At 43.4% G+C, this 11875-nt stretch carries 12 protein-coding genes and 3 pseudogenes; 6 read left to right on the forward strand and 9 right to left on the reverse strand.

Annotation, left to right across the window (positions count from 1 at the left end; genetic code table 11):
- Positions 1 to 117 (forward strand): annotated as a pseudogene (locus ACRC32_RS05885) (IS5 family transposase); the annotation flags it as partial.
- A 20-nt stretch (positions 118 to 137) separates the two neighbouring features.
- Positions 138 to 1244, forward strand: a pseudogene (locus ACRC32_RS05890) (ATP-binding response regulator); the annotation flags it as partial.
- A gap of 23 nt (positions 1245 to 1267) precedes the next feature.
- Here the strand turns inward: ACRC32_RS05890 and ACRC32_RS05895 are convergent.
- Positions 1268 to 1663: a CAAD domain-containing protein gene (locus ACRC32_RS05895; protein ID WP_438553115.1), complete on the reverse strand. Its 396-nt coding sequence runs from the start codon at positions 1661 to 1663 to the stop codon at positions 1268 to 1270.
- Positions 1664 to 1908: 245 nt separating this feature from the next.
- Between ACRC32_RS05895 and ACRC32_RS05900 the strand changes: the two genes are divergently transcribed.
- Both ACRC32_RS05900 and aqpZ read left to right on the forward strand, forming a co-directional pair.
- Positions 1909 to 2082 (forward strand): hypothetical protein, encoded by a 174-nt coding sequence (locus ACRC32_RS05900; protein ID WP_438553116.1) that lies wholly within the window; start codon positions 1909 to 1911, stop codon positions 2080 to 2082.
- 342 nt (positions 2083 to 2424) lie between these two features.
- The gene (gene aqpZ / locus ACRC32_RS05905) at positions 2425 to 3204 is read left to right on the forward strand and encodes an aquaporin Z (RefSeq protein WP_438553117.1); all 780 of its coding nucleotides are present in this window, start codon (positions 2425 to 2427) and stop codon (positions 3202 to 3204) included.
- Between the two features lie 192 nt (positions 3205 to 3396).
- Here the strand turns inward: aqpZ and ACRC32_RS05910 are convergent, their stop codons facing one another.
- From ACRC32_RS05910 to ACRC32_RS05920, 3 genes are all read right to left on the reverse strand, one after another.
- Complete coding sequence (locus tag ACRC32_RS05910; protein ID WP_438553118.1) at positions 3397 to 3699, reverse strand: DUF1830 domain-containing protein; 303 nt, start codon at positions 3697 to 3699, stop codon at positions 3397 to 3399.
- Between the two features lie 207 nt (positions 3700 to 3906).
- Complete coding sequence (locus ACRC32_RS05915) at positions 3907 to 4770, reverse strand: hypothetical protein (RefSeq protein WP_438553119.1); 864 nt, start codon at positions 4768 to 4770, stop codon at positions 3907 to 3909.
- A gap of 417 nt (positions 4771 to 5187) precedes the next feature.
- Positions 5188 to 5796: a hypothetical protein gene (locus ACRC32_RS05920; RefSeq protein WP_438553120.1), complete on the reverse strand. Its 609-nt coding sequence runs from the start codon at positions 5794 to 5796 to the stop codon at positions 5188 to 5190.
- Between the two features lie 155 nt (positions 5797 to 5951).
- On the opposite strand from ACRC32_RS05920, the gene ACRC32_RS05925 reads away from it, so the two are divergent.
- Both ACRC32_RS05925 and ACRC32_RS05930 read left to right on the forward strand, forming a co-directional pair.
- Positions 5952 to 6206, forward strand: coding sequence for a SemiSWEET transporter (locus ACRC32_RS05925; RefSeq protein ID WP_438553121.1), 255 nt, complete (start codon positions 5952 to 5954; stop codon positions 6204 to 6206).
- 61 nt (positions 6207 to 6267) lie between these two features.
- On the forward strand, positions 6268 to 7956 hold the full coding sequence (locus tag ACRC32_RS05930; RefSeq protein WP_438553122.1) for a B12-binding domain-containing radical SAM protein: 1689 nt from the start codon (positions 6268 to 6270) through the stop codon (positions 7954 to 7956).
- A gap of 22 nt (positions 7957 to 7978) precedes the next feature.
- Here the strand turns inward: ACRC32_RS05930 and ACRC32_RS05935 are convergent, their stop codons facing one another.
- The 5 genes and pseudogenes from ACRC32_RS05935 to ACRC32_RS05955 form a co-directional block, all read right to left on the reverse strand.
- Positions 7979 to 8623 carry a helix-turn-helix transcriptional regulator gene (locus ACRC32_RS05935; RefSeq protein ID WP_438553123.1) on the reverse strand — a complete coding sequence of 215 codons (645 nt, stop codon included), beginning with the start codon at positions 8621 to 8623 and terminating at the stop codon, positions 7979 to 7981.
- Positions 8624 to 8682: 59 nt separating this feature from the next.
- On the reverse strand, positions 8683 to 9150 hold the full coding sequence (locus tag ACRC32_RS05940; protein WP_438553124.1) for a hypothetical protein: 468 nt from the start codon (positions 9148 to 9150) through the stop codon (positions 8683 to 8685).
- A 208-nt stretch (positions 9151 to 9358) separates the two neighbouring features.
- Positions 9359 to 9970, reverse strand: a complete 612-nt coding sequence (locus tag ACRC32_RS05945; protein WP_438553125.1) for a superoxide dismutase — start codon at positions 9968 to 9970, stop codon at positions 9359 to 9361.
- Between the two features lie 258 nt (positions 9971 to 10228).
- Positions 10229 to 10600 (reverse strand): annotated as a pseudogene (locus tag ACRC32_RS05950) (phosphatase PAP2 family protein); the annotation flags it as partial.
- Between the two features lie 125 nt (positions 10601 to 10725).
- A complete protein-coding gene (locus ACRC32_RS05955) occupies positions 10726 to 11604 on the reverse strand; it encodes a phosphate/phosphite/phosphonate ABC transporter substrate-binding protein (RefSeq protein ID WP_438553126.1) in 879 nt (292 codons plus the stop codon).
- Positions 11605 to 11875: the final 271 nt, after the last annotated feature.

Raw genomic sequence — 11875 nt, forward strand, 5'->3', positions numbered from 1 at the left:
TTTAAAATCTTGTCTCTCACTTATAGAAATCGACGCAAAAGATTTGGTTTGAGATTTAATCTCATTGCTGCTTTGTACAATTATGAGCTACGGCTTCCCAAGCTTGACGTGGCTTAAATCACTTTTGCAAGAGGTCTATTGAAGACTTATTAGATGTCTCGCGCATATTACAAGGAAAAATGGCGCTCAACATCGCCTCGATCGACTTAACCACTACAATTGAGGCAGCTATAGAAACCGTGCGGTTGGCAGCACGAGCAAAAAACATTCAGATTCAAACTCAATTTGCCCCCAAGGTAGGATTAGTCGCTGGGGATGCAAATCGTCTCCAGCAAATTGTCTGGAATTTACTCTCTAACGCCGTTAAATTCACCCCGTCAGGGGGACGGATTGAGGTTTCGCTGGTGGAAGTAGCTTCGGGAGTCGGGAGTTGGGAGGAGCCAGTCGCTTGCGGGGGTTCCCCCCGTTGTGCGAACTGGCGTTCGGGAATCGGGGACAATGGAGACAAGGGGGAGAAAAAAGCAACTACCAACTACCAACTACCAACTACCAACTACCAACTACCAATTACCAACTACGCTCAAATCCAAATTAGCGACACCGGAAAAGGAATTAATCCAGACTTCTTACCATACGTATTTGAATACTTCCGCCAGGAAGATGGGACAACAACGCGAAAATTTGGTGGGCTGGGATTGGGACTGGCGATTGTACGCCACATCACCGAGTTACATGGGGGTACAGTCAAAGCCGAAAGCCTTGGAGAAGGAAAGGGAGCAACTTTCACCGTCAGTTTACCTCTGCTTCAGGATGAAAGCCCAGAAATGAGCGAGCGAGGCGCGACTTCATCCTTTCTTTCCTGTCCTTTACAAGGTATTCGCGTGTTAGTCGTAGATGATGAAGCCGATATGTTGAATTTAGCTCAAATCGTTTTAGAACAGTATGGGGCAGAAGTGCAGGTTGCAGCGTCGGCAGCAGAAGCAGTGCTTATCTTCGATCGCTTCGTCCCTAACGTTTTGATTAGCGATATTGGAATGCCAGATGTCGATGGCTACATGTTAATGCAACAAATCAGGCAGCGATCGCCGCAAGCAGGGGGGCAAATTCCCGCAATTGCCCTGACTGCCTACGCTGGAGAGTGCGATCGCCAACTTGCCCTGCAAGCAGGATTTCAGCTGCATCTGCCAAAACCTGTAGAACCAGAGCAGTTAGTGCAGGCGATCGCCGTTCTGTGCGATCGATAGTCAGTAGATATCCATCCGATCGTTTATTCAAAAAGTGACTGTAACTTACTTGCCAATTCCTCCCTATTAGATTTTGTCCGCAGATATCGATAGACAAACCACACTGAATAGAAAATTCCGATCAGTTGAAAAGTCGGTGCTAATAGTGGAATGCTGTTGAGAGCAGCCAAGACTGCAAACAATACTCTGACTGCAATTAAGGCAACAAAAATTAAAAGAATGCTCGTAATTGGTTGTTTGTATTGTTGCCAGAAGCTACTAACGTGTTTCGGTAGTTCCGTAAAAAAAGCAACTATATTGTTACCGATCTGCCGTCCCTGCATTTCAAGTTGTTTTGCAGTCGATGGTGGTGTTAGAGATGTAGATTCTGATGTTTCTCTAACTTCTGAAGTGTCGGTCATGTATTCTGTCTGTTGCATTTGGCTCTCCTTGTCAGAAAATATACAGATTTTTTTCGCAATATTGCCTTGCTATTGGCGGTTAGCAAAAAGACGATTGATGAAAATAATTACCTGCTTACCTATTCAGTTGAGCTGGGGTAACTGTTGCAATATATCCATTAAGCTAACTGATAACTAAGCTTGCTGTTTCTACCGTAAGTTATGTGTTTTTTCTGCTTTCCTCACACTGAGAAATTAATAGAAGTATTCTGAGCGATCGTCCGTTGGCATCAGATATTCGAGTTGTTTCTGCTACTGGTTCTGTTTTAGTCAAATTAACTTTTAACGTCCCTTTGAATAGAATGCCTGGATTGATGGAAAAGCTACATGCTCGATCTCGCTTGCTAGATTACTGCGATCGATCCCGACATTTTGAGAAGTTGCGGGCAGATTTATAATTCAGATTGAATCTTTCCCGTTTGTTAAAATGGCTACGAGCAGCTACTGTCTTCATTAGTACTACTATTAGACTATCTCTTGCAGTAGATAAAACTCGCTTTCAATAAAGTGTAAAGTGTGTTCAATTCAAGTCTAGAGCGTACGGAAACAGGTATGTTATCTGTCCTCTAACTTATAAATGCATTGTGAGGTAGGGCAATACTCTAGCTACTTTGCATCTAGCATAAAACGATACAATGCAAACTCGTTTTTGATCGAGAAGAAGCTTCACTTCTCAGTCAAAAGTTTGTCTTTATCTGTTGCGTAAAAAACTTTTTACTCACTGTAAGGAATAGATGAACATGGCACTTATGAGACGGTGCGTAGCGGAGTCGATTGGGACTTTTTGGCTAGTTCTTGGCGGTTGTGGTAGTGCCGTACTTGCAGCAGCATTTACGGCAGGTGCAGCAAAACTAGGTGAAGGGACAGCAGCCCCATTAGGAATCGGACTAGTTGGTGTATCCATCGCTTTTGGTTTGACGGTACTGACGATCGCATATGCATTAGGACACGTTGCTGATTGCCATCTCAACCCAGCTGTAACTTTCGGACTCTGGGCTGGCAAGCGATTTCCTGGTTCTGAACTACTGCCATATATCATTGCCCAAGTCACAGGTGCGATCGCGGGTGCGGGAGTTGTTTATCTAATTGCTAGCGGTAAGGCAGGCTTCACTCTCACCGGCTCGAACCCATTGGCAACAAACGGTTTCGGTGCGCATTCACCCAGTGGTTATTCTTTAGCAGCCTGCTTCTTAACCGAAGTCGTAATGACTTTCATGTTCTTGATGGTGATTTTAGGAGCTACAGATCGCCGCGCTCCCCAAGGTTTTGCTCCCATTGCTATTGGTTTAGCACTGACCTTAATTCATCTAATTAGTATTCCTGTAACTAATACCTCAGTCAACCCCGCTCGCAGCACGGGTCCAGCACTTTTTGCTGGAGGAGAGCATATTGCTCAACTTTGGTTGTTTTGGCTAGCTCCAATTTTAGGGGCAGTCCTAGCAGGTTTTTTCTACTCTAGTTTCTTTGCCGAGTTAAGGAAAGAGCGAATACCTGCCGAGCCAATTAAAACATTGCGCTGAATAACTATTTAAGTGCTATTCAACTCTCTGAAGCTGAATAAAGGGTGCAGGACAGCCGCGCCCTTTATCAACCGTGCCATGCCAGCCTGTAGTGCTACTTCAAGCGTGAAGATAGAGCAGATCTATCTATAGCAGAGAGTGGATAGATGAGGACATTTCAATTGTCTACAAGCAAGATTAGCCAAGTCTTTTTCATCTGCTCCCTGCTCCCTGCTCCCTGCTATAGTTATTTTCTTCGCCTGCATCAACTTGCAGTTGTTCGCAAAGAATGGTGTCAGCAGGAATAGCACTAGCTATCTTAGCACTATGGATCTCTAACTGCGCTTCTGGGATTGCCTCAAATAGCAAGTGCTGACCGGGAAATACAACTCGCTCCAAGTACCAGTGAGGAATATTCGTAATTCGTGCAATTTGAATTCCACTTGTTGCGTTTTTATAGTTGCACAAAATGCGCTCTTGATACTCATCAGGTAAGGAGTCTACGATCTGAGCCATAGTTTTGCCTCCTGGCAACAGCGCCATAACAAATTTGACATAGGCTAACTTAAAAGGTGTGGAGGTTGTCAAGTTCGACAAGTGGCTAAGGTCCTACATTTGCTGTTGTTGATGTTGTTTATCAATATGCTTGATGGCTTCTTAGCAACTTTTGACACATAATGCGATCCGCAGTAGGGCGATCGCGGTCGAATTTGTCAAAATCTGCTACTCCAGTGGAGGAGGATTGCTTCTGAGAACCTCTGGAGATACTGTTGTCATGTTGAAGTATTTCCATTCTCGTGTAGCATACTTGGCTTTGCCGATAGCAGCATCTGCATTTCTTTCACCATTGGATGAACAAACATTTGTCCAATAATCGGCTCCAGCTAGAGCAAGATATCGCGCGATATCGCGATCGTCTGGCTGACTAGGGTTATCCAGAATTAATCTGGCTCTAAACGTTGTAAACACACCTGCGACATCGTTTGGATCTATTCCTGCTCTGTTTCTGGACCAAAAATGAAAATTATATCCATTGCCCGCTGTCACTGAGATAGTGCCTTGCGGCTCCTGCCGAATATCCGCAGGAATATTGATGCCTCCTGCAAAGTCTTCCCTATATGCAGCTCCTACAGGAATAGAACTCTGCAAAGCTAACCATCGGTTGTTACTTTTTTGTAGTAAATAGGTGTGAATTTCTCCTAGCTCGACACGAGTATTTGCAGCTGGATTGCCCTCGGCAGCTTCGTTGACGATACCCCATCCAATTAGTGCTTGCAATTCTCCAGGATTGTTACCTAACTTGACTCTTGGAGTTTGCGACCAGTCATATGATGCTGGTACTCCGCGCATCTTACCTTCATGCTGACCCTGCATATCGCTGATGATTAGTTCTACCGAATTTTCATCAAGATTATCTGGATTTGCTTGCACTAGTGTGTGGTGTAAGCCGCTCTTTTCAATCGCATTAACTTTAATCGCTGTGGCATGTGCTGTTACGATCTGAGCTGCTGATATGAAAAGTGCTAGGAGTAAACCAAATATTAATAATAATATAGAGCGACGACCAAACGAATAAGTTTTTAGCATTAGCAGGACAATTAATTTGTGCTTTTAGTATGTTCTTTGATATGTCGAGAGTTGTCGATATAAATAAGTTCAGGTATTTAATAGGTTGTTTAAGTTAGAAAAGGTCAGTTTTCAGATCGTTGTCTGTATTGCTTGATTGCCGATAAAACTTACTTGAAAAGAGGGTGTTTTAACGGCATTCGTTTGCTGCGACAAGAGTTGATGCGTAAATTAGAAAAACATCAACCCAACATGATTAACTATTGCGATGAATTAAGCTGATTACTGGCTCGATTGTAGCGGTGACTGGTAGTTTTGATGCAGCAATTTTTAGTATTGTGGTGGGGGCGTTACTGGCAGCTTTTGTCATGCTAGTACTAGCAAGGGCGCTGCAACATTAGAAGGAGACTCAGTTACTTACGACTTACGATTTACGACTTACGACTTCTCCCTACTCGCTTCTAGCTTTTTCATTTCTGTTTGTACGTCTGTGGTTAATTGCACGGCTTCGTTTAATAACCTGCTATATTCAGATGCTTCAGCATTAATTTCTAAGGCTTGTAGAGATGATACGTTGTTGGTCAGTAAGTTTAGGTTGCGGTTAATTAAATTTCTGTTATTTCTGAGAATTTTTTCTGTTTTAATTGCACAAATTAAACTGTCTCTTGTTATTTGCAGCGCCGCGATCGCCTTTTCTCTATTCTCAATTCCAGCTCCTTGATTTCCAGCAGCTTTTAGTTCATCGCCAAGATTGATAATTCTAATTAAAACGTTATATCGGTCGACTTCTAGTATTAAATTTCTCAAATGCCTTCTAAAATATTTCCATTTAACCAAGTAAAAGATTGGAACTAATCCCCAGCCTAAAAGTAAAATTTGTTCTAAATAGCCTTCTAAAATCAAGACTTGTGCCGAGCGTGGATATTTTAATTTCTCATAAGCCTTCCAGTCTTTTTGGCTAATGCCAGCAATCTGTTGCAATTCCTCTCTGGTAATATACAAATTTATTAGATCGGGTTGCATGGCTTTCGACCGGTCATTAGTCATTGGTCATTTGTCAAACTATAGCAAACAATAGAGCTGTCCTAATTGAAATTCACGATTGCAATTTCCGATCGTCCTATATGTTAAGTTTTTCACTTAAAATAGAAGCATTTTATCGTAATAAATAATGGTGAGTATTGTCCACATTACTACACTATATGGATTTAATTACAATTTTAGGATTGGTTGCTGGAAGTTTAACGACGATCGCATTTATCCCTCAACTGATGAAAACATGGCGATCGCACTCGGCTCAAGATGTTTCCTTCATTATGTTAGTTATATTTTCTACAGGCGTATTTTTATGGTTAATTTATGACATTTATCTACAAGCATTACCAATCATTTTGGCAAACGCACTGACTTTAATCTTCAACCCGATCGTTGTAGGTCTTAAAATTAGATATAGATAATTCTAAATTGTTCCCGTACCCTTGGAAGGACGTACAACTGCGCCCCTACAAATGTTAATGCATGAATTACCCGACTCTCGACTCCCGACTCCCGACTCCCGACTCCCGAACGTCTACATTTTCTGCCGAACGCCTACTATTTACCCCAAAAACTCCAGAATCCGACGCGATCCCCGCTATCTTCGCCTTTCCTAACGAATACACCGTGGGAATTACCAGCTTGGGATATCAAGTCGTATGGGCAACTTTGGCAATGCGTGCTGATGTTGATGTCAGTCGCTTATTTACTGATATATCCGAACCGCTACCACGTCAGCCTGAATTAGTCGGCTTTTCTTGTTCGTGGGAATTGGATTATGTTAATATTCTGAATCTCTTAGAATCTATCTCCATTCCAATTCATACTAGCGATCGCACTGATAGCGATCCCCTAGTATTTGGTGGTGGTCCCGTTTTGACGGCTAACCCCGAACCCTTCGCAGAATTTTTTGACGTTATTTTGTTGGGAGATGGAGAAAATTTATTAGGAAATTTTATTGAAGCTTACAAACAAGTTCGGACAGCCGATAGAAAAACTAAATTACATCACCTAGCACAAGTACCAGGAATCTATATTCCCAGCTTGTATGAGGTGACGTATGAAGATCCTACAGGTTGTATCCAATCCATTAAACCAATTGCACCAGATATTCCTCATCAGATAGAAAAGCAAACTTATCGAGGTAATACTCTATCTGCTTCTACGGTTGTGACTGAAAAAGCAGCCTGGGAAAATATTTTTATGGTGGAAGTGGTACGCAGTTGTCCTGAAATGTGCCGCTTCTGTCTGGCTAGCTATCTCACTCTACCTTTTCGCACGGCAAGTTTGGAAGGTTCTCTGATTCCCGCGATCGAACGAGGACTGACAGTTACAAACAGGATAGGATTATTGGGGGCATCGGTTACCCAACATCCAGAATTTAACGATTTATTAGCTTATTTAAGTCAACCAAAATACGATGATGTCCGTTTGAGCATTGCCTCGGTGCGGACAAATACTGTCACGGTAGAACTAGCACAAACTTTAGCAAAAAGAGACACGCGATCGCTCACCATTGCTGTAGAAAGCGGTTCGGAACGGTTGCGTCAAATTATTAACAAAAAACTGCATAACGATGAGATCGTCCAAGCGGCAGTGAATGCCAAAGCGGGAGGACTGAGTAGCTTGAAACTTTACGGTATGGTGGGCATACCTGGGGAAGAACCCGAAGATCTGGAAGAAACAGTTAAAATGATGCGATCGCTCAAAAAATCTGCCCCAGGATTAAGGTTAACCCTGGGATGCAGTACGTTTGTCCCCAAAGCACACACCCCGTTTCAGTGGTATGGAGTCAATCCCCAAGCCGAGAAGCGTTTGCAATATTTACAGAAACACCTCAAACCCCAAGGGATTGATTTTCGTCCCGAAAGCTATAATTGGTCGGTGATTCAGGCTTTAATATCGAGAGGCGATCGCCGTTTGTCCCGCCTGTTGGAATTGACGCGAAACTACGGTGACAGTCTCGGTAGCTATCGCCGCGCTTTTAAAGAGTTACGCGGACAAATACCCGATTTAGAATTCTACGTGTTTCGCAATTGGTCGCACGAACAAGTCTTACCCTGGAGTCACCTGCAAGCACCTTTGTCACAGGCAACTTTATTGAAACATTTAGCTTTGTCAGAAAGCAGGGAGCAGGGAGTAGGGAGCAGGGAGCAGTTACTAAAAAATTGAGAGTAAAATTCAGCAACTTGTCTCAGTTACAACTAGAAATGCGGTAAGCACAACGGCGATCGCCACTTAAAATATGCTCGACTCGTTCGACGTTAACATCAGAACCAAGCAGAGTTTCAAACACTTGCAATTCTGAACTGCACAACTGCGAACAACTTTGGGCAGCAGCACAAATTGAACAATGATTTTCCGCCAGTAACAAGACTCCTGGTGACTCTTCAATTATCTCTGCCATATAACCTTCTTGAGTTCGCAGTTGAGTCAGAATTGCCACTCGTTCTCGCCAGTTTTGAGCGTGTTGCATCTGCGCCGAGTATGTTTGAATTTGAGCTTGAGTACGTTCGCCAATTAAAACTTTTAACCCAGCTTCGCCAAATACTTTGCGGACTCCCTCAATTAATTTCACCACCAGATCGGCGTGATGGTTGGGAAAAAGCGCGTTGGCTTTCTCTGTTAATTGCCAAAACTTGACTGGACGACCAACCGCTTGCTTTTGCTCGCTATAAGTGACTAATTGCTCATCTTGAAGAGTTTGCATATGCTGGCGGATTGCCATAGGTGAAACCTGCAACTTAACTGCTAAATCCACAGCCGTTTGCGAGCCGTGCATTTTGATAACAGATAAAATCTGATTTTTGACCCTTACCCGCTCGATCGCATCATTCATGCCAGGTAGATAGGCTTACTGGGCTATCAAACCTAGATTAACGCAAATTTTAAGTTAGCTTAAGAAACGCCGGGATAGTTATGTGCTACCCATCCCAACAATAAGCCCAACCATGCTACTGCTGTTGTAAATGCGATCGCCCCTAGTTTTTGCCAATACCTCAGCGCGATCGCAGTCATTACATAAGAATTAATCGTTGCCACTAGACCAATTGCCAACCAGTGATAGGGCAACAAGCTCGATTTTGCCTGCTGGACGAGGTAGGCGATCGCCGTACCCACTAATCCCGTCAAGGCGATCGATCCGTTTTGTCGATACCGACTGCTAGCTACACCGACTAAGTTTGCTAGCTGCCAGTGATAGAACAGAATTCCTATAGACCAAAAGCCCAAATTAATCTTGAGACTGGCAAGACAGAAACCTACCACCGTATAGAGAATAACTGCGATTACACCGAGAGAAATGATTTTTCGATGAGAAAAAATGCGATCGCAGCTTCTACGCTCTACGAAATTAGCTGGAACCATAGAGACATCCGAGCGATATGAGATTTTGAATTTTACAAGCAGGAGTTACGCACTAGAAGTTTGGATCTCGATCCCCCAACCCCCTTAAAAAGGGGGCATTTGTTTCCTCTCTTCCAGAAGGACATTCATTCCTCGCTTTTTTATCAGGAATTGATTTCCCTCTTAAAAAAGGGGGGTTAGGGGGATCTTTTCTACCTAACTAGCTACATTATGGCGCTGTCGATAGACGATTGTTGACCTCACTCCAGTTGACTGTATTCCACCACTGCTTGAGGTACTCAGCACGACGGTTTTGATATTTAAGGTAGTATGCGTGTTCCCAAACATCGTTGCACATGATGGGGAAGTGTCCGTCCGTCCAAGGATTATCTTGGTTGGGCGTGCTGACAATTTCATACTTGCCATCAGCTGAGCGAACTAGCCAAACAAAGCCGCTACCAAAACGTTTCGTGCCAGCATCGTTAAACTGAGTTTTGAAGTTTTCAAAATCGCCAAAATTATCGCTGATGACTTGGGCGATCGCGCCTGTAGGTTCCCCGCCAGCATTAGGAGCCATCAATGTCCAAAAGATCGAGTGATTGAAATGTCCGCCACCATTATTGCGGACAGGAGTACGAACTGCTTCGGGTAATGAATTCAGATCGCGAATCAATTCGTCAATACTTTTGCTCTGTAAATCTGGTTGCGATTGCAGTGCTGTATTTAAATTGTTTACGTAAGTTCCATGATGCAGATCGTGGTGGATCTGCATGGTTTGCGTGTCTATGTAAGGTTCTAAAGCGTCGTTTGCGTAGGGTAGAGATTGCAGTTCAAAAGCCATAAACTCTTTTTCCTCTTAACTAGAGGTTTCGATAGACTAATATATCAAAACTTTCGATAGAAAAATCTATCAAAATATGACAATTACTGTGAGCAAGTGCTAACTATCACAACCAAAACGTAACAATCTTGGCGATCGCCTTTCCTGTCTCAAAGGTTAGAGATTAAGAGAGGGAGCAGGGAGCAGGGAGCAGGGAGTAGGGAGCAGGAAGCAGGGAGCGCACGAGCAGTGACCAGTTATTAATTCTCGACTTACGACTTACGACTTCTCCCCACTTTCTTCGGGTAGTAAGGTAGTTTCATTTTTTGGCTGTTCGGTGCGAGGAGCGATCGCCGCAGTCCGCTTTAGTCTGACGAGAAAGCTAACTCCAATTGCCCAAGCGACTGAACCATCCATCCTGCTAAAATGTCGCTGGGAATAATGAACGCCCAAGTACAGTCGCGTCCAAGCGATCGCGATCGCATATACACTTCCGCCAATTAATACCAACAAACACCAAGGACTACCCCTAGTCAAAATAACGAGAGTAGCTACCAATGTCATGCTATTCATGGCATGACCGCTAGGAAAACCAAAATCAAGTTCTGGCGCGGGTGATGTCCATAGAGGGGGACGAACTCGATGCATTAGTATTGCTGAAGCGATCGTATGGTAAACCAACAGACAGAACTTCCCTCTAAAAAAGTAATTCTGCGTGAGTTCTAAAACTCCATTTCCCACTACTCACTACTTGCTACCCACTTCCCAACAACCACTTACCCTTTAAACAACCGTGCAGGTTTTAATTGGGCGCTTCCTGGTTGCAGTTCGTAGGGAAAAATGCTTTTGACACGCTCGACTACAGAAATCATGTAGCGATAATCTGGAATTGAACCTGTAGGAACGTAACCTGTTTCTTGCGCTAAAACGGAAGCAGCTTCGCTTAAAACTTGACGAATAAATTCTTGGCGATTGCGCTCGATAGTAGGCGAAATTAAAACAGATCCTAGTGGTACGCTGTGGGGATCGTTGTATAAGATGCGAAAAGAAATTTGAGGAAACTGCGTTTTATAAACATTGAATTCTCTTTGAGAAAGCGCCCCCGCATCGGCTTTACCTTCAGCTACCAAACTCAATATAGTTTTTGGCGTAGGCGCTAATAAAATTTCTGCTAAAGTTAAGCCATACAGATTATAAATAGGTAAATAAAATCCCGTTGCAGAACCAGGTTGACCCAAGGCTACTGTTTTATTTGCTAAGTCTTTCAGAGATCGAATGGGGCTGTTTTCTTGAACAACCAAAATCGAGCGTAAGTTTTGAACTCCTTCCAAGGTAAACAAGGGACGGTACTGTTGCTGGGTGATGGCGATCGCAGCTAAGCCTGGAGGAGCAAACACCAACGACCACGAGCGATTGCGAATTCGTTCTAGGGCTTTATTCTCATTAAAGGCAGGCTCTAGCCTCACCAACGAACCAGTCTTCTCGCCTAAGTAATTGATCAAGCGATCGTACTGGCTGAGCGTCTGTTGACCCTCAGAGTAGCTAACTGTACCAATGATTAGCTCTTCTCCCTCACCTTGTAGCGATCGCGAACCACAAGCTGCTAAGAAAAATAATTGAAGTAAAAAGAGACGACGCGAATATCTGGAATTCATTTTCACCCAGCTGTAGTTAATAGTATTGCTGGATCGTTGAGGTGCGGTCTCCATTCAGGGAAAAGATGAAATTAATTTATAATTTTAAGTAGCATTATATACACTTCTTCTACCATCGTAAAATAAATCTCTACTTACAAGCCAAAATGTTAAAAAATCTTAAGCTTACTGCCAAATTTAGCTTAATGTTGGTCGTAGTTTTCATCGGTGGGATTATCATCAGTGGTGCGGCACTCTCCAAGGTACTCGAACAGAGAGCGGAAAGGGAAGT

The organism is Chroococcidiopsis sp., assembly GCF_051657925.1.
In the GTDB taxonomy this organism is placed as follows: Bacteria; Cyanobacteriota; Cyanobacteriia; order Cyanobacteriales; family Chroococcidiopsidaceae; genus Chroococcidiopsis.